The following is a 20,882-nucleotide window of genomic DNA, read 5'->3' as shown; positions in this document are numbered from 1 at the left end:
ATTGCGAAGCCTGGCGCTGCACCATATGTCTCGTGTCGAACCGACGCCTTGAAGGATCCGAATGCTGCGCCTGCTGTTCCGGTTGTTAGCTACGCTCGCTCTGGCCGTCGCCGTCATCATGGCGGTGCTGGACGCGACCCGCACCATCGCGGCCGAGCAACTGGTGCTGACGCCGCTCGCCACCAGCTGGGCGACGGTTTCGCCCGACACGCTGGAGGCGGCGCGCAGCTTCGTCCAAAGCCGCCTGCACCCGCTTTTCTGGGATCCGGTTTTGGTCCGGGTTCTTGGTTTTCCGGGCTTCGCGGTTTTCGGCGCGCTCGCCTTCCTGTTCCATGCGATCGGCCGCAGGCCGCGGCGGCGTGTCGGCCGGCTGGCGATCGGCAACTGACATACCGGCGCGCTTCCGCGCGGCCGCAGCATACCGAATTGCTTGAGCTAGAGAGGAATTGCAGATGGTTTTCCTGAGCGACATGCTGAACAAGAAGCTGAATCTGCCCAAGCCCGAGGAGGCGCTGCCCGGCCGCGAGCGGCCGATCCCGACGGCGTCGGAGCATTTCGTCTCCGGGCGGCCCCTGAAGGGTCCTTATCCCGAAGGAATGGAAAAAGCGATGTTCGGCCTGGGCTGCTTCTGGGGCGCCGAGCGCATGTTCTGGCAGATGGACGGCGTCTGGGTGACCGCGGTCGGTTATGCCGGCGGCGTCACGCCCAATCCGACCTATCAGGAGACCTGCACGGGCCTGACCGGCCATGCCGAAGTGGTTTTGGTCGTGTTCGATCCGAAGATCGTTTCCTACGCCGAACTCCTGAAGGCGTTCTGGGAGAACCACGACCCGACGCAGGGCATGCGTCAGGGCAACGATGTCGGCACCACCTATCGTTCGGCGATCTACACCTTTGGAGAGGCCCAGCACCAGGCGGCGCTGGCCTCGCGCGACGCCTATGAGGCTTCGCTGCGCGGCGCCGGACGCGGCAAGATCACCACCGAGATCGCGCCTGCGCCGGAATTCTACTTCGCCGAGGCGGATCACCAGCAATATCTGGCCAAGAACCCTTACGGCTACTGCAACCTTAGGGGTACGGGCGTCGCCTGCGCCATGCCGCAGCCGGCTTCCGCCTAGGCGATTAACCCTCGCGGCTGTTTGCCGCGGGGCTTTTCCAAATGGTCAAGATTCCGCGTGAAATTTGTTTTTCGCCGTGCAAGAGTGGCTGCCGAGCGGGGGCGGAGGCCTGCGCCATATGCCGCGAAGCGCCCGGGGAACCAGCTTGACGCGGCATTCAACGAAAAACAACCTACAGGGTGTGGATCACATGAAGCGTATTGTTCTTGGCCTTCTGGCTGCAACAGCAATGTCCTTCCCGGCTTTTGCCGCGGACATCAAGCCCGCGATCATCTACGATCTCGGCGGCAAGTTCGACAAATCCTTCAACGAATCGGCCTATAACGGCGCCGAGAAGTTCAAGTCCGAAACCGGCGTCGATTACCGCGATTTCGAGATCCAGAACGACGCCCAGCGCGAGCAGGCGCTGCGCAAATTCGCCGAGGACGGCAACAATCCGATCGTCATGGCCGGCTTCTCCTGGGCTGCGGCGCTGGAAAAGGTTTCGGCCGATTTCCCCGACACCAGCTTCGCCATCATCGACATGGTCGTCGACAAGCCGAATGTCCGCTCAGTGGTCTACAAGGAGCACGAGGGCTCCTATGTCGTCGGCGTCATGGCGGCCATGGCCTCCGAGACCAAGGAGGTCGGCTTCATCGGCGGCATGGACATCCCGCTGATCCGCAAGTTCGGTTGCGGCTATGTCGGCGGCGCCAAGGCCGCCGGCGCGACGGACGTTATTCAGAACATGACCGGCGATACGCCGGCTGCCTGGAACGACCCGACCAAGGGCGGCGAGATCGCCAAATCGCAGATGGATCAGGGCGCCGACGTGATCTACGCGGCTGCCGGCGGTACGGGCGTCGGCGTGCTTCAGGCGGTTGCGGATGCCGGCAAGCTCGGTATCGGCGTCGATTCCAACCAGAACGGCCTTCAGCCTGGTCACGTGCTGACCTCTATGGTCAAGCGGGTCGATGTCGCAGTCTACAACGCCTTCATGGATGCCAAGAACGACAGCTTTACGGCCGGCATCAACGATCTCGGCCTCGAGGAAGGCGGCGTCGACTATGCCATGGACGAGCACAACAAGGATCTCGTCACTGACGAGATCAAGGCCGCGGCCGAGAAGGCCAAGGCCGACATCATCGCCGGGACCATCGTGGTTCACGACTACATGTCGGACAATTCCTGCCCGTATTGATCCTTAACTGCGGAAATGAAAGCCGCCGGCCCAGCGCCGGCGGCTTTTTTGTGGGCGGTGCGATCCGGCGTCGTCGTCCGGAAACATTGATGCCGGAGAAGTGCTAAGCCGACGCCTGTTGCGAGCCCGGCGGACGCGGAGGACGAACGGCGGATGACCGACAAAAGCATGCGACTGGCGGCGACCACGGCTCTGCTCCTTGCCGGCATATTGGCCGGAACGCAGCTCGGCAAGATCGCGCCGCTGGTCGGCTGGTACCAGGACGAGGTCGGCTTCTCGCTCGTTCTGATCGGCTGGCTGACCTCGATGATCGGCATATTCGTGGCGCTGGCGGCGCTCCCAGCCGGCTGGGCCATCGAGCGGGCCGGCATGCGCATGAGCTTCGCGGCGGCCTGCGTGGTGATGGCCGCCGGCGGCATCGCGCTCGCTTTTCTGCAGAAGTCGGAGGCCATCCTTGCCGCCCGAACCGTGGAGGGCGCCGGCTATCTGGTGCTGGTCATCGCAATTCCGGCGCTGCTCAACTCCATCTCGCCGCCGGCCTGGCGCGCGCCCGTGCTGGCGATCTGGAGCGGCTTCGTCCCGGTCGGCTTTGCCGTCGCCGACTTCATGTCCGCCTGGATCCTGCCAGCGGGCGAGACCGCCTTCCTGATCGCGGCGATTGCAATGTTCGCGCTGCTTGCGGCGGCGGCGATCGGGCTGGTGTTCAAGGTGGCGGATTTTGCCGATCATCGCCTGGCTGAGCCGGAAAGCAGCGGCGCCTTCGGCGCCACCATGACCGCCGGAGTGGTGCTGATCTCGCTCGCATTCGGCATCTATGTCGTCCTTTCGGTCGGCTTCTTCGCCTTTATGCCGGCCTTCATCGCCGGCGGCGCGTCGGCCATCGCGCTTTCGGCCGGAACGATCGCGCTGCTCGTTCCGCTCGGCAATCTTCTGACCGGCTGGCTGGTGCGCGGCCGCGACGCCCGCTTCGCCGCCTGGCTTGCGGCGATCGGCTTCGGCGCGACAGCTGCGGCCGCCTTGCCGGCCTTTGCCGGAACGTCGGCCTGGTTCGCAACGCTTGCGGCGATGGTGCTGGCGATCTCGGGCGGCGTCGCCGCCTCGGCGCTTTTCGCTTCCATTCCCCTGATCCTGCCGAAGGGCGGCTCGGCGGCCATCGCCATCGGCCTTGTCTGCCAGGCAGGCGGCATCGGCACGGTGTTCGGTCCGCCGATTGCCGGTCAGGTCATCGAGAGCTATGGCTGGCCGGGCTTCGGCTGGTTCATGGCGCTGTCCTCGGCGGCCGGAATCGTGAGCCTGATACCGCTGCTGGCCAGGCCGGCTGGAACAAAACTGGCCGTGCGGTGATGGCCGCAGCTTTGATCCGGCCGATGAAGGAGCGCGACGTCGATTTCCTGGCGCGACTGCGCAGCGATGCATTCTTTGAAGGGTCTGACAGAGCGGTGGAGGAAGATGCCGAAGGTTTGCGGCAATTGCTGCTCGACGGCCGCTTTGAAATCGCGCTTGTGGCGGAACTGGGCGACGTAGTCATCGGGTCCGGTCTTTTCATACGGCAGGAACTCGAACCGGCGCATGATCTGACCCCTTGGCTTGCCGGGCTTGTGGTGGCTCCGGAGCATCGCGGACGAGGCGTCGGCAGGTCGCTGGTGCGTGCTGTCGAGGCGCACGCCCTGTCCGCCGGCGCAGCGGAGCTCTACCTTTATACTTCGGAGGCGAAAGACTTCTATGCAGCGCTTGGCTGGCAGGCGATCGAGACTTTCCGGCAGAATGGCCAGCCCATGATGCTCATGTCCCGGCAGCTTGCAGGAGAGCGACAATGGCCAAGGTGACAGGCATAGGCGGCTTCTTCTTCCGGGCGCGTGATCCGAAGGCGCTTGCCGCCTGGTACGAGACGCATCTCGGCATTGACGACATAGCTAAGACCGTATGGCGGCAGCAGGCGGGACCGACCGTGTTCACGCCCTTCTCGGAAGACACCGATTATTTCGGGCGCGCCGGACAGCAGTGGCTGATCAATTTCCGCGTTGATGACCTAGACGCGATGATGGCAGGCCTCGAGGCGGCAGGCATCGCCGTCGAGACCCGTGCGGAATGGGATTCCGAGGTCGGCCGCTTCTGCCGCATCCATGATCCGGAGGGCAATCCAATCGAATTGTGGGAGCCCTCGGCCGGCAATCGATAGAACTCATGGTTCGGTGCGTTCGACCGCCGCCGGTACCTTCGGAGCGTTAGAGATGCCGGCGAGATAGCCGAGCGCGAAGGCGGCGATCAGACTCGCCGCCATTAGTGCTGCGCGCCAGCCCGGAACCGAATGCAGGCCGACGCGGCGGACGGCCGCTTTGGGGCCGGTGATTTGCTGGGCCGCCGTTAGGGTCGTGGCGGGCGCCAGACCGTGCATTTGCGGCATTTCGGCGATGCGCTCCGAGATCGCTCGCCACCTGCCGTCCGTCGCGGGGGCGGTGTCCAGCACATGCATCCGCTCGGCCAGGCGCAACACGGCATCGCGAAACGCTCCGTCGCGCTCGAGGTCGCGTTCGGCGCGCTCGCGCTCCTCCTCGTCCATCAGGCCGAGCACATAGTGGCCGGCCCGCGCCAGCCGATCGCCTTCGTCGATCATGGCAGCCCTCCGCCAGCGATCATGCGGCTGCCAGGCCCGCCCGTAAAGAGGGCTACTGCGGGCAATCGCAGCCGAACTTTACCAGTGCGGCGGTCTGGTTACCGGTGTGTCGGGCGCAGTCTGCTCCTCCAAGGCCAGAAAGCGCGTGGCGAGCGCTTCCAACGTCTTCTGCAGGCGCTCGATCTCCTTCCACTGATCGACAATCTGGCCGGAAAGCTCCTCGATCGTCTTTTCCTGTTCGGCGGTGCGGATTTCAAGCGTCGTCAGCCGGTCACCGGGCGTCGTCATCGGAAACACCTCTTCCTGCCAAAGCGTCGCGGCGAAGCGCCGCAAATCGCTGGATAGCCGATTGATTATAGCGTTCCGCCGGCCTTGGGAAATTGACAAGCGCACCGGGATTTGTCGAGAGTGGCCCAATCCGCGTGGCGATTGGCACAGCAAATCCGGCATGCTATTTTTTGACCAAGCGATAAAAACAACAAGAGGTGGGACATCGCATGGCGGAGGCCGCAATCGAGCTTGTCGGCATCAACAAGAGCTTCGGCGCGGTCCGGGCCAACCGGGACATCAATCTCGAAATCCAGCGCGGCACCATTCACGGCATCGTCGGCGAAAACGGTGCCGGCAAGTCGACGCTGATGTCCATCCTCTACGGCTTCTACCAGGCCGACAGCGGTGAAATCCGGGTCGGCGGCAAGCCGGCGGTGATCAAGACGCCGAACGACGCGATTGCCATAGGCATAGGCATGGTCCACCAGCACTTCATGCTGGTGGCAAATTTTTCGGTCATCGAAAACATCATTCTGGGCGCCGAGGGCGAAGCGCTGCTGAAAACCAGCATCGCCAAGGCACGATCCGAACTGGTGCGGCTGGAAAAGGAGTATGGGCTCGAAGTTGATCCGGATGCGTTGATCGAGGAATTGCCGGTCGGCCTGCAGCAGCGCGTCGAAATCCTTAAGGCCCTCTACCGCAGCGCCGATATTCTCATCCTCGACGAGCCGACCGGCGTCTTGACGCCGCCGGAGGCCGACCATCTGTTCCGTATCCTCCAGAAGCTGAAGGACGAGGGCAAGACGATCGTCCTCATCACTCACAAGCTGCGCGAGATCATGGCCATCACCGACAACGTCTCGGTGATGCGCCAGGGCCAGATGGTTGCGACACGCCAGACGGCGAAGACGACAGTCGAGGAACTCGCCGAACTGATGGTCGGGCGGCGCGTTCTGCTCAGGGTCGACAAGGGCGAAGCAAAGCCCGGCGAGTTCAAGCTCCGGGTGAAGAACCTGACGGTCAAGGATTCGCGCGGCGTCACAATGGTCGATAACGTCTCCTTCGACGTGCGCGGCGGCGAGATCGTGGGCATTGCCGGCGTCGCCGGCAACGGCCAGTCCGAACTGATCGAGGCGATTTCCGGCATCCGCCGAGCCGTTTCGGGCAGTGTCGAACTCGACGGCAAGCCGATCGACGTAACCGGCTTTGCCGATCCCGGCGAATTGCGCGACCGTGGCCTCGCGCACGTGCCGGAGGACCGTCACCATGTCGGTCTGGTGCTCGCCTTCGAAGAGAACGAGAATTCAATCCTCGGCTATCACGATAAGCCGCAATATCTGAAAGGTCCGTTCCTGAACATCGAGGCGATCCAGAAGGACGCCGAGGAGAAGATCGCGAAATACGACATCCGGCCCGGCAATTCGCGGCTGAGAACCGCCAATTTCTCCGGCGGCAACCAGCAGAAGATCGTGCTCGCGCGGGAAATGGAACAAGACCCCGGCGTGCTGATCGTCGGCCAACCAACGCGCGGCGTCGACGTCGGCGCCATCGAATTCATCCACAAGCGCCTCATCGCCATGCGCGACCAGGGCAAGGCCGTGCTCCTGATCTCGGTCGAACTCGACGAGATACGATCGCTGTCGGACCGCATCCTGGTTATGTTTGCCGGCCGGATCGTCGGCGAGCGCGGCGCGGACGCAACCGAAGGCGAGCTTGGCCTGCTGATGGCCGGTGTCGAGCGCCAGGAGGCCGCCGAATGACGACCCCGGCGCTTCTCGTCATCGATGTGCAGAATGCTATCGACGACCCAAAATGGGGCCGGCGCGGTCAGCCGGAGATGGAACGGACAATCGGCGAGCTTTTGTCGGCGTGGCGCGAGCGGCGCCTGCCGATCGTCCATATCCGCCACGATTCGACCGACGCCGCTTCGCCCTACCGGCCGGGCACGCGCGGCAACGAGTTCAAGCCGGAAGTCGCGCCGCAGCCGGGCGAGCCCGTAGTCGACAAGCGCACCAACAGCGCCTTCATCGGCACCGACCTGATGGACCTGCTCGATGAATTGCAGGTCAGCCAATTGATCATGACCGGCGTGCTGCTCGAAAATTCGGTCGAGGCGACCGCCCGCATGGCCGGCAATCTCGGCTTCGAGGTCATCATCCCGGAAGACGCGGTGGCAAGCATCGACCGCACCGACCTGCGCGGCAGGCATTGGCCGGCGGAGGATGTGCACGCGCTGACGCTGGCCATCCTCGACAAGGAGTACGCAAAAATTTCTGACGCAAGATCGGTAATCGAGTCCCTGCCATGAGCGTGCCCTACGCAAAACTCCCAGGCTGGGCCGATTACGGCCTGATCCCGGTCGTCAATCTTGTGGTTGCTTTCCTTGTCGCCGGCATCGTCGTGCTGCTCGTCGGCGAAAATCCGTTGAGCGCGGCCGCCATACTGATTGACGGTGCTTTCGGCAGTGGCCAGAACATCGCCTACACACTGTACTACGCGACCAATTTCATCTTCACCGGCTTGGCCGTCGCGGTGGCGTTCCACGCCGGCCTGTTCAACATCGGCGGCGAAGGGCAGGCTTATATTGCCGGGCTCGGCGTGGCGCTGGTCTGCCTCACCTTCGATGCGGTCCTGCCCTGGTGGCTGACATTTCCGCTGGCCATAGCGGCTTCGGCCGCGGTCGGCGCGCTGTGGGCGCTCATCCCGGCCTATCTGCAGGCCAAACGGGGCTCCCATATCGTCATCACCACCATCATGTTCAATTTCATCGCCGCCAGCGTGATGGTTTATCTGCTTGTTGGTCCGTTGAAACCGGCCGGCTCGATGGCGCCGCAGACACGCAACTTCCTGGACGGCGCGCAACTGCCGAAGCTGGGCTGGCTGCTGGAGGCGGTCGGGCTGTCCGTGCGGTCGGCGCCGCTCAACGTATCCTTCCTTCTGGCGTTGCTGATGGCCTGGCTGGTCTGGGTGCTGATCTGGCGTTCCAAGCTCGGCTATGAGATGCGCACCTTCGGCTTTTCGCCCAAGGCGGCGCGCTACGCCGGCATCTCGGAAGTCCGCATCATCATCGTCGCCATGCTGATCTCCGGCGCGCTGGCCGGCATGATGGCACTCAACCCGATCATGGGCGACCAGCATCACATGTCGCTCGATTTCGTGGCGGGCGCCGGTTTTGTGGGCATCGCGGTGGCGCTGATGGGCCGCTCGCATCCGGCCGGCATCGTGCCGGCGGCGATCCTGTTCGGCGTGCTCTACCAAGGCGGCGCTGAACTCGCCTTCGAGATGCCCAACATCTCGCGCGACATGATCGTCATCATTCAGGGTCTCGTCATCCTTTTCGCAGGTGCGCTCGAACACATGTTCCGTGCGCCCATCCAGGCGGTATTCGCCTCGTTCAGCCCGCGATCGGTCGGGGTCGCGGCGCCGAAGGGGGAGGGCGCCTGAGATGGCATTCGTCGATGTGATGCTGCAGATTTTCGACGCGACCATCCGCGTTTCCGTGCCGCTGCTGCTCGCCTGCCTGGCCGGGCTCTATTCGGAGAGGTCCGGCGTCTTCGACATCGGGCTCGAGGGCAAGATGCTGGCCGGCGCTTTTGCCGGCGCGTCGGCCGCCGCGGTCACAGGCTCCGCCTGGCTGGGCCTGGGCGCCGCGATTGTCACCGCCGTGTTCTTCGCACTGGTGCATGGCTTCGCCTCGATCACCCATCGCGGCAACCAGATCGTCTCGGGCGTCGCCATCAATTTCATCGCGGCCGGGTCGACCATCATCCTCGGCCAGGCCTGGTTCCGCCAGGGCGGGCGCACCCCGTCGCTTTCCGGAGACGCGCGCTTCCAGGCAATCACGCTGCCCGGCGCCGATGCGGTGCGCGACGTGCCGGTGCTCGGGCCGCTCTATTCCGAACTGATCTCGGGCCATTCGCTGCTGGTCTATGTCGCCTTTCTGATGGTGCCGTTTACATGGTGGGTGCTGTTTCGCACCCGCTTCGGCCTGAGGCTGCGCGCCGTCGGCGAAAACCCGGCGGCGGTCGACACGGCGGGCATTTCGGTTACGTGGCTGCGCTACCGGGCGGTCATCTTCACCGGCGTCCTTACGGGCATGGCCGGCGCCTATCTGTCGATCGCGCAGAATGCCGGCTTCGTGAAGGACATGACCGCCGGCAAGGGCTTTATCGCGCTGGCCGCGCTCATCTTCGCCAAATGGAAGCCGGTGCCCGCAATGTTCGCCTGCCTGCTGTTCGGCTTCCTTGAGGCGGCGTCGATCCGCTTCCAGGGCCTGCCCTGGCCGGTGATCGGCAAAGTGCCGGTACAGCTTATCAATGCGCTGCCCTTCATACTGACGGTGATCCTGCTCGCCGGCTTCATCGGCAAGGCGATCCCGCCGCGCGCCGGCGGCGTGCCTTATGTGAAGGAGCGGTAACTTGTCCCATGACCTTTTCCTGGCGGCCAAGGCTGCCATGAAAAACGCCTATGCGCCCTATTCGAAATTCCCGGTCGGCGCTGCCATCCGCACCACGGACGGCAGGGTGTTTTCCGGCTGCAATATCGAGATCGCCTCCTATCCGGAGGGCTGGTGCGCCGAGACGACGGCGCTAGGCCATTACATTATGGGAGGCGGGGGCGAGATCGCGGAGATCGCGGTCGTCGCAGAGCGCATGGCGAGGATCACGCCCTGCGGCGGTTGCCGCCAGAGGCTCGCCGAATTCGCCGGCGCGGATGCGAAACTCTATCTCTGCGACGATGCGGGTGTAGTCGAAACCGTGACCATGGGCACGATGCTTCCCTACGGGTTCGAGGGCGGGATTCTGAAATGAACGAAGCGGCGGACCGGCTTGTCGAAAGGCTGAATGGGCGGATGCCGGCGATCGCCCTGGTTCTCGGCTCCGGCCTCGGCGGGCTGGCCGGCGAGGTGGAGGATGCGGTGCGCATCCCCTATGCCGACCTGCCCGGCTTTCCGGCAGGCGGCGTCACCGGCCATGCCGGCGAGATCGTCGCCGGCAGCTTCGCCGGAACGCCGGTGCTGATGCTCGCCGGCCGCGCGCATTATTACGAGCACGGCAATGCCGCCGCCATGCGCCCGGCGCTGGAGACGCTTGCCGGCATAGGCGTGACAAAGCTGATCCTCACCAACGCCGCCGGCTCCGTCGATCCGGATATGCCGCCGGGCTCGGTCATGCTGATCACGGACCACATCAATTTCTCGGGTTCCAACCCGTTGTTCGGCGAGCCGACAGACCGCCGCTTCGTCGGCCTCACCGAGGCCTATGATGCGGGGCTGCGCACAGCCTTTGAGGCGGCAGCGCTGGCGACCGGCACAAAGCTGCACAAGGGCGTCTATATGTGGTTTTCCGGCCCGTCCTTCGAGACGCCGGCCGAGATCCGCATGGCCCGCTTCGTAGGCGCGACGGCAGTCGGCATGTCGACAGTGCCTGAGGTCATCCTCGCCCGCTTCCTCGGCCTGCGCGTCGCCGCGGCTTCCGTCATCACCAATCTCGCCGCCGGCATGACCGGCGCGGAACTGTCGCATCAGGAAACCAAGGACATGGCGCCCATCGGCGGCGCGCGGCTGGCGACGGTGCTGAAGCATATGTTTGCGGAGGGGCTGCTGGATGGGTAGGGCATTCCGTACCGGGAAAAGGTCAGCGCTCTGCGTTGAGGAGGGCGCGAGGAAACGGACCTCTTCGCGGTTGGCTACCCGTGGGCGCTGAGCCATGCTTCCCCAGGAAATCATCCGCCGAAAGCGTGACGACCAGCCGCTCACATCCGAGGAGATCGCCGGCTTCATCGCCGGCGTCACCTCCGGCACGGTTTCCGAGGGCCAGGCCGCTGCGCTGGCGATGGCCATCTTCTTCAACGGCATGAGCCGCGAAGAGGCGGTCGCGCTGACGCTGGCAATGCGCGATTCCGGCGAAGTGCTTGACTGGTCCGACCTGCCCGGCCCGGTGACCGACAAACATTCGACCGGCGGCGTCGGGGACAATGTCTCGCTGATGCTGGCGCCGATCGTGGCCGCCTGCGGCGCCTATGTGCCGATGATTTCCGGCCGCGGCCTCGGCCATACCGGCGGCACGCTCGACAAGATGGATTCCATCCCCGGCTACACGACCCAGCCCGACATAAGACTGCTGCGAAAGGCGGTCCTGTCGGCGGGCTGCGCCATTATCGGGCAGACCGCCGATTTGGCGCCCGCCGACAAGCGGCTCTACGCCATCCGCGACGTAACCGCGACGGTCGAATCCGTGCCGCTGATCACGGCGTCCATCCTGTCGAAGAAGCTCGCCGCCGGGCTGCAGTCGCTGGTGCTCGACGTCAAGCTCGGCAATGGCGCCTTCATGGCGAAGTCGCGCGATGCAACCACGCTCGCCACCAGCCTCGTCGAGGTGGCCAATGGCGCGGGCCTGAAAACGTCGGCGCTGATCACCGGTATGAACGAGCCGCTGGCCTCGGCTGCCGGCAATGCCGTCGAGGTCGGAAACGCTGTGGATTTCGTGACCGGGCGCGTCCGCGACGGGCGGCTGGAGGAGGTGACGCTGGAACTCGCCGCCGAGATGCTACAGGCTGCCGGCATCGCCGGATCCAATCGCGAAGGCATTGAGCGCGCCTCCCGGGTGCTGCAGAGCGGCAAGGCTGCGGAGACCTTCGGGCGTATGGTGGCGGAACTCGGCGGGCCGGCGGATTTCATCGAGAAAAGCCGGCAATATCTGCCCAAGGCGAAGGTCGAACGCGCGGTTAGCGCGCCGACCGACGGCTATGTCGCGGGCGTGGCGACCCGCGAGGTCGGCCTCGCCGTCGTCACGCTCGGCGGCGGCCGCACACGGCCGGAAGACAGCGTCGACCATTCGGTCGGCATCACACGGCTGCTTCCAGTCGGCGCGGAGGTGAAGGCCGGCGAGGCGCTGGCGCTGGTCCATGCAAGATCGGAGGACGAGGCGGAACAGGCGTCGGCCGCGATCTTGGCAGCTTATACAATAGGCGAGACAAAGCCGCCATTGCAGAAGGCGGTGATCAGGCGGATCGGCGCACGGATTTAGCCGGGCTCACTGCACCAGCAGCAGCGTCCCGTTCTCGATCTCGAATTTGCCCAGCCGTTTGAGAAAGCTCATGCCGATCAGCGTGCCCGACAGCGCTTTGTCATCGAGCACAGCAGCTTCGATGTTCTCGAGATAAATGCGGCCGATCTCGATGCGATCGATCATCACGGCGGCCGCCCTGGTCTCGCCATTGGCCGTATTGACGGAATGCCGGAAATCGGAGCTTTTCAGGGAAAGCCCGATGCGCCGCGCTGTGGAGGCATTGATGGCCACTGCGGTTGCGCCGGTATCGACCAGCGCCTCGATCCGGCGGCCGTTGAGCTTGAAGTCGGCCAGGAAGTGCCCGCGCGGATCGGCGGTGAGCCGCACCTTCCTGCCCGTCAGGGTTTCCGGCTGGGCAGGCGTCTTCGGCCGTACAGTGTTGGCGGCGGCTTTGGGCGTGGCGCTGGGGTCGTCCACGCCGGGCCGCAGCAAGGCATGAAAGGCCTGCGGGTTAGCCTGATAGGCAACGGGGATCAGCATCGATGTGCCGGCGCAGACGCCGAGGATGATGAGTTGCCGCAGCATGGTCGCGCCCTGGTTCGGGCTCATTCTGCGACGGAAACCGTGACCATGCCTTTAACGTGAAGTGTCAAGCTTTCCGGAACGCAGCCGATCGCTAGCTCATTCGGGCTGGAAGGCAGAATCTCGCCGCTCGAGTCCTCTGGCAGGCGCAGGGTTCAACGTCGTCCTGAGCGCTCGTTCAGCGGCTTTGGGGTGGTCTATACGCTGGATGAACCGATAGGCTCGAGGGATGGCGTCGTGTAAATATTGATCCGGACCCAACATCTGGCGTTGGTTCAGTTCAACCGTATCGAGCAGATGGAAATCGACCTGCTCGATCGCGCAGTCCCAACCGACATTCCGCGAGGCCCAGCCTCTCCTATGATGCTGCAGGAGTAGGTCACGCCTGGAATAGCCGTGGTGGTCGAAAGCGATGACGCCGTTTGTCACGTAAATATGGTTACCCCAAAAGCCCTCGGCTGGAACAATCCGTTCCGCATGAAATCCTTCAAGAGGCGGCTGCTCCAGGAACACGCCGGCAAGGATGTGACAGGCTCCGTAACCAAAGAAGATGCGGTCCGGCAGGGCCCATCGTTTTCGGGGTTTTTCTTGATGCCGGGCTTGAGGACGTACATGCTTCGCAAATTGCGGCTGCGATGCGTTTGCCTACTTCGTCCCGTAAAGCCGGTCGCCGGCGTCGCCGAGGCCCGGCACAATATAGCCCTTTTCGTTGAGCTGGCGGTCTATCGAGGCGGTATAGACCTGGACGTCCGGATGAGCCTTGGTGAAGCGCTCTATGCCCTCGGGAGCGGCGAGCAGGCAGAGATAGCGCAGATTGGTCGCGCCGCGGCCCTTCAGCTTTTCGATCGCCGCGATGGCGGAATTGGCGGTCGCCAGCATCGGGTCGACGACGATCACCAGCCGGTCGGCAAGGTCGCTCGGCGCCTTGAAGAAATACTCGACGGCCTCCAGTGTTTCATGGTCGCGGTAGAGGCCGATATGGGCGACGCGCGCTGCCGGAACCAGATCGAGCAGGCCTTCGAGCAGGCCGTTGCCGGCGCGCAGCACCGAGGCGAAGACCAGCTTCTTGCCCTCCAAGATCGGCGCCTCCATCGTCTCGATCGGCGTCTCGATGGACTTGGTCGTCAACTCCAGGTCGCGGGTCACCTCGTAGCCCAGCAGCAGCGAGATCTCGCGCAGCAGCCGCCGGAAGCTCGCTGTCGACGTTTCCTTGTCGCGCATGATTGTGAGCTTGTGCTGGACAAGCGGGTGGTCGACGACGGTAACGCCCATAATGCTTACTCCTGAGTTCCGGCTGCCACGCGATACTATAGACTGCACGGCCGGCAAGAAACGCCTCGTCCGGGCCGACCACAGTTTTGTCGATTGGCGTCAGCGCTGGCCAGTGTTCAGCCGCGCAAGAAGCTGCGCCTTGGTTTTCCTGTCCACGAAAGCCGCTTCGATCGCGGTGCGCGTCACGGCCGTGAGATCCTTGTCGCTCATGCCGAAATGTTCCGCCGCAATGTCGTATTCGCGTTTCAACGTGGTCCAGAAATAGGGCGGGTCGTCGGAATTGAGCGTGACCTTGCAGCCGGCCGCCCGCAAAGCGGGGAACGGGTGCTCGGCAAAGCTGGCGAATACTTTCAGCGCGATGTTCGAACCGGGGCAGCATTCCAGCACCACGCCCTCGGTGGCGATGCGCTTGACCAGATCGGGGTTTTCGATTGCGCGCACTCCGTGGCCTATGCGCGAAGGACGGATGTGGTCGAGCGCAGCCTGCACGCTTTCCCAGCCGCCGAACTCGCCGGCATGGATGGTGATGCCGAGACCGGCCTCGCGCGCGATCTCGAAGGCGCGTACGTAGTCTTCGATGTCGCCGTTCCGCTCGTCGCCGGCAACGCCGAAGCCGGTCACCAGGGGATGGCCGCATTTCGCCGCGAAGCGCGCCGCAGCTTCGATCGATTCGAGGCCGACATGCCGCACGCCGGTGACGATCATCCGGCCTTCTATGCCGGTCTTGGCCTTGGCCCGCGCTATGCCTTCGCCGAGCGCGTCGGTATAGGCCTGCGGCGACAGGCCCGCCTTGATCGCATGGTCGGGCGAGGTGAAGATCTCGGAATAGATTGCGCCGTCGCGCGCCAGGCTGGTCAGGTAATGTTCCGACAGCCGCGCATAGTCGTCCTCGGTGCGGAACAGGTCGGCGGCAAAGTCGTAGGCCCGCAGGAAACTGGTGAAATCATGCCAGACGAAGGAGCCGTTCTGGATGTAGGGAGAGGCATCCTTGCCGTATTTCTGCGCCTGCCTGATCGCGAGTTCGGGTGCTGCCGCACCTTCGATGTGGCAGTGCAATTCGGCTTTCAAAGGCATTCGCTGGTCCTTGTGCTCTGACGTCCCAAGCGCGGCTGTTCATCGCGGCTTAAACAATAGCGCCCGGTATTCCGATCGGCTATGGTCCGGCCGATTTTATGGCGGATCAGAAATAATGTCAGAGCAGCGCACAACGGCCGCCGGCGGCTTGGAAACCTCCTACGGTTTCAAGGATGTGGGCGCCGGCGAGAAGCAGACGCTGGTCAACGACGTGTTTCATCGCGTTGCCGGCCGCTATGATTTGATGAACGATCTGATGTCGGGCGGGCTGCACCGCCTGTGGAAGGACGCGCTGGTCTCCTGGCTCAATCCTCCGAAGCGGCCGGGCTGGAAAGTGCTGGACGTTGCCGGCGGCACAGGCGACATCGCCTTCCGCATCATCGACGCCTCGCACGGCAACGCCCATGCGACGGTGCTCGACATCAACGGCTCGATGCTGGCAGTCGGCCGCGAGCGCGCCGCAAAGCGCGGGCTGCAAGCCAACACCGATTTTGTCGAGGCGAATGCCGAGCAACTGCCTTTCGCCGACGAGACGTTCGACGCTTACACGATCGCCTTCGGCATCCGCAACGTGCCGCGCATCGAGGTCGCTTTCTCTGAAGGGTTCCGCGTGCTGAAGCCGGGCGGCCGCTTCCTCTGCCTGGAATTTTCCGAGGTCGAGATGCCGCTGCTCGACAGGATCTACGAGGCCTGGTCGTTCAGCGCCATTCCGCGCATCGGCCAGGTCGTGGCCGGCGATGGCGAGCCCTATACCTACCTGGTCGAATCGATCCGCAAATTCCCCAACCAGGCGAACTTTGCTTCGATGATCAGCCGCGCGGGCTTCGACCGCGTGACATGGCGCAATTATTCCGGCGGCATCGCAGCGCTGCATTCGGGCTGGAAGCTGTGACGGACGCATCTGCATGAGCAGTCTTGGAGCGGCGTTCAGGCTTGTCTGGGCTGGCTGGATACTGACGCGCGAGGGCGTGATAGCGGCCTTGCCGGGCGACGAGCTCTATGGCCTGCCGCGACTGGGCTGGCGAATGGCGAAGCTCTTGACGCGGCGCCGGGCGATAGGCCGCGGCCGCTCCGAAAGGCTGGCGCAGGCGGTTGCGCGCCTCGGTCCATCCTACGTGAAGCTCGGCCAGTTCCTGGCGACCCGGCCGGACGTCGTCGGCAACGACATCGCTGTCGATCTCGCGCTCCTGCAGGATCGCATGCGGACGTTTCCGAAGGAGCAATCCATCGTCGCGATCGAAGCGTCGCTCGGCCGTACCGTCGGCGATCTTTACGTCCGTCTGGGCGATCCCGTCGCCGCCGCCTCGATCGCCCAGGTTCACTGGGCCGAGGTAGCCCACAGCGATGATGTGTCGATGGTTGCCGTGAAGGTGATACGGCCCGGCGTGCGAAAGGCCTTCTTCCGCGATCTCGAAAGCTTCTTCCTCGCCGCCAGGCTGCAGGAACGCTACATTCCCTATACCCGCCGCCTGCGGCCCGTCGAGGTCACGCAGACGCTTGCCGAAACCACCCAGATCGAGATGGACCTGCGGCTCGAGGCCGCCGCCCTTTCCGAACTCGGCGAAAATACGAAAAACGACCCGGGTTTCCGTGTGCCGTCCGTCGATTGGGAGCGCACCGGCCGCGACGTGCTCACCATGGAGTGGATCGACGGCATCAAGATGAACGATCTGGAGGCGCTGCGCGCCGCCGGTCACGATTTGAAGCTGATTGCGGCGAACCTGGTCCAGTCCTTCCTGCGCCACACGCTGCGCGACGGCTTCTTCCATGCCGACATGCATCCGGGAAATCTGTTCGTCGAAGACGACGGCACCATCGTTGCGGTTGATCTCGGCATAGCCGGCCGCCTCGACAAGAAGGAGCGGCGCTTCCTGGCGGAAATCCTGTACGGCTTCATCATCCGCGACTATTTCCGTGTCGCCGAGGTGCATTTCGAAGCCGGTTATGTGCCCCGCCACTACAATGTCGCCGCCTTCGCGCAAGCCATCCGGGCAATCGGCGAGCCGATCCATGGCCAGCCCGCCGAAACCATTTCCATGGCGCGGCTCCTGTCGCTGCTGTTCGAGGTCACCGAGATCTTCGATATGGCAACCCGGCCCGAACTGGTGCTCTTGCAAAAGACCATGGTCGTCGTCGAGGGCGTGGCGCGCACGCTCGACCCCGCCTTCAATATGTGGAAGACGGCCGAACCGGTGGTCGGGCACTGGATCAAGGACAATCTCGGGCCGCGCGGCATGCTGACGGGTGCACGCGATGGCGTGAATGCACTAATGGCGCTCGCCCGGCAGGCGCCCGACCTCGCCGCCCGCACCGAGCGCCTGTCGCGTGAGATCGACCTGATGGCCGAGCACGGCCTGCGCTTCGATCCGGCGACCGCAAACGCCATCGGCAAGGCCGAGGCTCGCCACACCCGCTCCGGCCGCGTGGCGCTCTGGGTGATAGCGCTGACGCTGCTGTGGATCGCCTGGAAGTTGGCGTGATTGCAATGCTTGCATTGACAGCATGAGGCTCTCGGCTACTATCTCCGCAGGAGGTATGAATGGGCGCTTTGACCGTCAGGAATATCGACGATTCCATAAAGCTGGAGCTTCGAAAGCGTGCGGCGGCGCGTGGTGTCTCGATGGAGCAGCATCTGCGAGATCTCATTGCGGACACCGTGTCGGTGCCTGCCGAACGTCGAGGAATTTCGGTGGAGGATATTCTGGCGCTGGGCGTCAAACCTGAGAGTGAGTTTGATCAAAAGGCGGCTTCGGATGAATTGTGGTCGTATATCGAAGACGAGGCCCGCATGCCCCTCTCCGGCAAGCGCATTCTCCTGATCATCGGCGGCGGCATTGCCGCCTACAAATGCCTCGATCTGATCCGCCGCCTGCGCGAGCGCGGCGCTTCGGTTCGCTGCGTCATGACTGCCGCCGCCAAGGAATTCATCACGCCACTGTCGGTCGGAGCGCTGACGGCCGATCACGTATTCACCGACCTCTTCGACCGGCAGGATGAGCACGATGTCGGCCATATCCGACTTTCGCGTGAGGCAGACCTGCTGGTCGTTGCGCCCGCGACGGCCGACCTGATGGCGAAGCTCGCTTCCGGTCTGGCCAGCGACCTGGCCTCAACCGTGCTGCTTGCAACGGACAAGAAAGTGCTGATGGCGCCGGCGATGAACCCGAAAATGTGGGCGCATCCGGCGACCCGCCGCAACCGCGCCACGCTGGAGAAGGATGGCATCAGGTTCGTCGGTCCGGCCAGGGGTGAGATGGCGGAGCGCAACGAGGCTGGCGAAGGCCGCATGGCCGAGCCGCTGGAGATTGTCGCGGCGGTCGAGGCGATGCTCGACCAGCGCCCGAAGCCGCTGGCGGGGAGAAAAATCATCGTCACCTCCGGCCCCACTCACGAGCCGATCGACCCGGTGCGCTACATCGCCAACCGTTCGTCGGGCAAGCAGGGCCACGCTATCGCTGCGGCGCTGGCCAGGCTCGGCGCCGATGTGCGGCTGGTCTCCGGGCCGGTGGCGATTTCCGATCCCGCCGGCGTCGTCACGCTGCATGTCGAGACGGCGCGTGAGATGAACGACGCCGTGGAAAATCTCCTGCCGGCCGACGCCGCGGTGTTCGTCGCGGCCGTCGCCGACTGGCGGACCGAAAATTCGGCCGGCGAAAAGATCAAGAAGAAAGCCGGCGAAGGGCCTCCGGCGCTGCAGATGGTCGAAAACCCGGACATTTTGGCCGGCGTCGGCCATCATGCCAGGCGACCCTATTTCGTGGTCGGCTTTGCCGCCGAGACCCAGGACGTGTTGAAGAACGCCGAGGCCAAGCTGAAGAAGAAAGGCGCGGATTTCATCGTCGCCAACGATGTTTCGCCGGAAGGCGGCGTTATGGGCGGCGATCGCAACCGAGTCAGGATCGTGTCGAAGGCGGGCGTGGAGGAATGGCCCGAAATGGACAAGCATGAAGTCGCCGAAAGGCTGGCGGCGCTGGTTGCCGAACGCCTGAAGACCATCGAGGTGTGATAGCCTGCCTCTGTGCTTGGCGCGATCTGCATCTACCGGGGGGCTTCCGGTTTTCGTAAGCGCCATCTGGCGAGGCAATCGCCGCTTCCGAGTGACGGACAACCATGCACCAGCCGCAGAGCGTATTTCCCGATTTCGGCCTGACGCCTGAACAGCGCCGGTTCGCCGTTCGCGGAAACTACTACGAATATCCCGGCATGGACGGGGATCGCGGCGAGGTCTGGTGCTACACTGACCGCTTCTCCTATGCGCCGGGAGAGACGGTATCGCTGCACGTCAGCTCCACCGCGCCGGATTTCGGCATGGAAGTCGCGCGCGACGGCGGTGTCGAGACGCTGGTTCTTACGTGTCGAAATCTGGCGGCGCGCTGGCAGGACACACCGGACCAGTGCTCGGTTGAAGGCTGCGGCTGGCAGGCGAGTTTCGAGTTCCGCATCGAGGAAAGCTGGCCGTCCGGCGCATATCGCGTCACGCTGACCGCCGAAGGCCGGAACGGCAATCCGATCCGTTGCCATCATCTCTTCATCGTCCGCCCGCTTCCCGGCCGCAAGCTTGGCCGCATCCTGCAGGTCGCCGCGACGGGAACCTGGACCGCCTACAACAGCTGGGGCGGTTCGAACGCCTATGACGGCATCACCGGCACCAATCGCGACCAGTATGCAAGAATGGTCTCGACACAGCGCCCGTGGTGCCGCGGTTTCGTCGTGCTGCCGCCTGACGCACCACGTGTACCGCTGGAAGTGTCGATGCCGCAGAAGACCGTGCCGCGCTATCCGCATATGGAGTGGGCGCTCGCCACCGGCCATTCCAAGAAATATGCCTCGGCGGGCTGGGCGAGCTACGACAGCCATTTCTTCCGCTGGGCCGAGCGCGCCGGCTATGCGATCGACCTGGCCAGCCAGCACGAACTGCACTTCGCTCCCGAAATCCTCGACGGTTATGATTGCGTCGTTTTCGTCGGGCACGACGAATACTGGACCTGGGAGATGCGCGACGCCGCCGACGCCTATGTCGAGCGCGGCGGCCGCGCTGCCCGCTTCGCCGGCAATTTCATGTGGCAGACCAGGCTGGAGGACGAGGGTCGCCGGCAGGTTTGTTACAAATACCGCGCCCGCGCCGAAGACCCCGCCTATCGCGGCGGCGACGTGGCGCGCGCCACCAATTCCTGGGAGGCTCCCGAAATCGGCCGGCCGGGAGCGCAAACCTTCGGCCTCAACTCCACCAAGGGGGTTTATGCAGGCTGGGGCGGTTGCGCGCCGCGCGGCGTCCGCGGCTTCCCGATCTACCGGCCCGAGCACTGGGCTTTCGCCGGTACGGGACTGTTCTACGGCGATCTACTGGGCGCCGACAGCCATATCTACGGCTACGAGGTCGACGGACTGGACTACGAAATCCGCAACGGCCGCCCATATCCCACGGCTATCAGCGGCGCGCCGGATGGGCTCGAAATCCTGGCGATGGGCATGGCGAGCCAGGTCGAGGAGGCGGATTTTCTCCAGCCGGAGGATCAGTTCTTCGGCGACGAGGACGGCCGCTTCATCGCCGAGACGCTTTACGGCGACGCCAGCGACGAGAACCTGGAAAAGGTCCGTTACAGCAACGGCATGATCGTCAATTTCAGGCGCGGAAAGGGCGAGGTTTTTCACGCCGGAAGCTGCGAATGGGTTGCCGGGCTTCTGAGGTGCGACGCAATGGTCGAGCGCGTCACCGCCAATGTGCTAGACCGTTTCCTCGATCGCTAGAACCAAGGCACGCG

The 20,882-nt window shown here is 64.2% G+C and carries 22 protein-coding genes; 17 read left to right on the top strand and 5 right to left on the bottom strand.

Features of this window, described 5'->3' with window-relative positions; genetic code table 11:
* Window positions 1-61 precede the first annotated feature (61 nt).
* The 6 genes from ABVK50_RS27520 to ABVK50_RS27495 all read left to right on the top strand — a co-directional run bounded on the left by ABVK50_RS27520 (window position 62) and on the right by ABVK50_RS27495 (window position 4,477).
* Entirely contained in the window at window positions 62-388 is a 327-nt protein-coding gene (locus ABVK50_RS27520; protein WP_353643565.1) for a hypothetical protein, read from the top strand.
* A 64-nt stretch (window positions 389-452) separates the two neighbouring features.
* On the top strand, window positions 453-1,118 hold the full coding sequence (msrA, locus tag ABVK50_RS27515; protein ID WP_353643566.1) for a peptide-methionine (S)-S-oxide reductase MsrA: 666 nt from the start codon (window positions 453-455) through the stop codon (window positions 1,116-1,118).
* Window positions 1,119-1,308: 190 nt separating this feature from the next.
* Window positions 1,309-2,298: a BMP family ABC transporter substrate-binding protein gene (locus tag ABVK50_RS27510; protein WP_353643567.1), complete on the top strand. Its 990-nt coding sequence runs from the start codon at window positions 1,309-1,311 to the stop codon at window positions 2,296-2,298.
* Between the two features lie 153 nt (window positions 2,299-2,451).
* Window positions 2,452-3,642, top strand: coding sequence for an MFS transporter (locus ABVK50_RS27505; protein ID WP_353643568.1), 1,191 nt, complete (start codon window positions 2,452-2,454; stop codon window positions 3,640-3,642).
* The gene (locus ABVK50_RS27500) at window positions 3,642-4,124 is read left to right on the top strand and encodes a GNAT family N-acetyltransferase (RefSeq protein WP_353643569.1); all 483 of its coding nucleotides are present in this window, start codon (window positions 3,642-3,644) and stop codon (window positions 4,122-4,124) included. The genes ABVK50_RS27505 and ABVK50_RS27500 overlap by 1 nt, the downstream gene beginning before the upstream one ends.
* A complete protein-coding gene (locus ABVK50_RS27495; RefSeq protein ID WP_353643570.1) occupies window positions 4,112-4,477 on the top strand; it encodes a VOC family protein in 366 nt (121 codons plus the stop codon). The genes ABVK50_RS27500 and ABVK50_RS27495 overlap by 13 nt, the downstream gene beginning before the upstream one ends.
* A gap of 3 nt (window positions 4,478-4,480) precedes the next feature.
* Here the strand turns inward: ABVK50_RS27495 and ABVK50_RS27490 are convergent, their stop codons facing one another.
* Window positions 4,481-4,912, bottom strand: a complete 432-nt coding sequence (locus ABVK50_RS27490; RefSeq protein WP_353643571.1) for a hypothetical protein — start codon at window positions 4,910-4,912, stop codon at window positions 4,481-4,483.
* 78 nt (window positions 4,913-4,990) lie between these two features.
* Entirely contained in the window at window positions 4,991-5,200 is a 210-nt protein-coding gene (locus tag ABVK50_RS27485; protein WP_353643572.1) for a SlyX family protein, read from the bottom strand.
* Between the two features lie 209 nt (window positions 5,201-5,409).
* Between ABVK50_RS27485 and ABVK50_RS27480 the strand changes: the two genes are divergently transcribed.
* The 7 genes from ABVK50_RS27480 to deoA all read left to right on the top strand — a co-directional run bounded on the left by ABVK50_RS27480 (window position 5,410) and on the right by deoA (window position 12,210).
* Window positions 5,410-6,942, top strand: a complete 1,533-nt coding sequence (locus tag ABVK50_RS27480) for an ABC transporter ATP-binding protein (RefSeq protein ID WP_353643573.1) — start codon at window positions 5,410-5,412, stop codon at window positions 6,940-6,942.
* On the top strand, window positions 6,939-7,490 hold the full coding sequence (locus ABVK50_RS27475; protein ID WP_353643574.1) for a cysteine hydrolase family protein: 552 nt from the start codon (window positions 6,939-6,941) through the stop codon (window positions 7,488-7,490). The genes ABVK50_RS27480 and ABVK50_RS27475 overlap by 4 nt, the downstream gene beginning before the upstream one ends.
* Window positions 7,487-8,626, top strand: a complete 1,140-nt coding sequence (locus tag ABVK50_RS27470; protein WP_353643575.1) for an ABC transporter permease — start codon at window positions 7,487-7,489, stop codon at window positions 8,624-8,626. The genes ABVK50_RS27475 and ABVK50_RS27470 overlap by 4 nt, the downstream gene beginning before the upstream one ends.
* A 1-nt stretch (window position 8,627) precedes the next feature.
* A complete protein-coding gene (locus ABVK50_RS27465; protein WP_353643576.1) occupies window positions 8,628-9,599 on the top strand; it encodes an ABC transporter permease in 972 nt (323 codons plus the stop codon).
* A 1-nt stretch (window position 9,600) separates the two neighbouring features.
* The gene (cdd, locus tag ABVK50_RS27460; protein ID WP_353643577.1) at window positions 9,601-9,993 is read left to right on the top strand and encodes a cytidine deaminase; all 393 of its coding nucleotides are present in this window, start codon (window positions 9,601-9,603) and stop codon (window positions 9,991-9,993) included.
* Window positions 9,990-10,796: a purine-nucleoside phosphorylase gene (locus tag ABVK50_RS27455; RefSeq protein ID WP_353643578.1), complete on the top strand. Its 807-nt coding sequence runs from the start codon at window positions 9,990-9,992 to the stop codon at window positions 10,794-10,796. Before cdd ends, ABVK50_RS27455 begins: the two co-directional genes overlap by 4 nt.
* A 94-nt stretch (window positions 10,797-10,890) precedes the next feature.
* Window positions 10,891-12,210 carry a thymidine phosphorylase gene (gene deoA, locus ABVK50_RS27450; protein WP_353643579.1) on the top strand — a complete coding sequence of 440 codons (1,320 nt, stop codon included), beginning with the start codon at window positions 10,891-10,893 and terminating at the stop codon, window positions 12,208-12,210.
* Window positions 12,211-12,216: 6 nt separating this feature from the next.
* Here deoA and ABVK50_RS27445 read toward each other — a convergent pair whose 3' ends face one another.
* The 3 genes from ABVK50_RS27445 to ABVK50_RS27435 form a co-directional block, all read right to left on the bottom strand.
* Entirely contained in the window at window positions 12,217-12,777 is a 561-nt protein-coding gene (locus ABVK50_RS27445) for a TIGR02281 family clan AA aspartic protease (protein ID WP_353645784.1), read from the bottom strand.
* A 642-nt stretch (window positions 12,778-13,419) separates the two neighbouring features.
* Window positions 13,420-14,046 carry a uracil phosphoribosyltransferase gene (upp, locus tag ABVK50_RS27440; RefSeq protein WP_353643580.1) on the bottom strand — a complete coding sequence of 209 codons (627 nt, stop codon included), beginning with the start codon at window positions 14,044-14,046 and terminating at the stop codon, window positions 13,420-13,422.
* 99 nt (window positions 14,047-14,145) lie between these two features.
* Window positions 14,146-15,120, bottom strand: coding sequence for an adenosine deaminase (locus tag ABVK50_RS27435; protein WP_353643581.1), 975 nt, complete (start codon window positions 15,118-15,120; stop codon window positions 14,146-14,148).
* 115 nt (window positions 15,121-15,235) lie between these two features.
* On the opposite strand from ABVK50_RS27435, the gene ubiE reads away from it, so the two are divergent.
* The 4 genes from ubiE to ABVK50_RS27415 all read left to right on the top strand — a co-directional run bounded on the left by ubiE (window position 15,236) and on the right by ABVK50_RS27415 (window position 20,868).
* Window positions 15,236-16,012: a bifunctional demethylmenaquinone methyltransferase/2-methoxy-6-polyprenyl-1,4-benzoquinol methylase UbiE gene (gene ubiE / locus ABVK50_RS27430; RefSeq protein ID WP_353643582.1), complete on the top strand. Its 777-nt coding sequence runs from the start codon at window positions 15,236-15,238 to the stop codon at window positions 16,010-16,012.
* Window positions 16,013-16,025: 13 nt separating this feature from the next.
* Window positions 16,026-17,600, top strand: coding sequence for a 2-polyprenylphenol 6-hydroxylase (gene ubiB, locus ABVK50_RS27425; RefSeq protein ID WP_353643583.1), 1,575 nt, complete (start codon window positions 16,026-16,028; stop codon window positions 17,598-17,600).
* A gap of 308 nt (window positions 17,601-17,908) precedes the next feature.
* Window positions 17,909-19,126: a bifunctional phosphopantothenoylcysteine decarboxylase/phosphopantothenate--cysteine ligase CoaBC gene (gene coaBC, locus ABVK50_RS27420; RefSeq protein ID WP_353645785.1), complete on the top strand. Its 1,218-nt coding sequence runs from the start codon at window positions 17,909-17,911 to the stop codon at window positions 19,124-19,126.
* 104 nt (window positions 19,127-19,230) lie between these two features.
* A complete protein-coding gene (locus ABVK50_RS27415; protein ID WP_353643584.1) occupies window positions 19,231-20,868 on the top strand; it encodes a N,N-dimethylformamidase beta subunit family domain-containing protein in 1,638 nt (545 codons plus the stop codon).
* Window positions 20,869-20,882: the final 14 nt, after the last annotated feature.

It is taken from the genome of Mesorhizobium sp. WSM2240 (genome assembly GCF_040438645.1).
Taxonomy (GTDB): domain Bacteria; phylum Pseudomonadota; class Alphaproteobacteria; order Rhizobiales; family Rhizobiaceae; genus Allomesorhizobium.
Note: the sequence above shows the minus strand (reverse complement) of the source record. Positions and strands in the feature narration are given on the sequence as shown.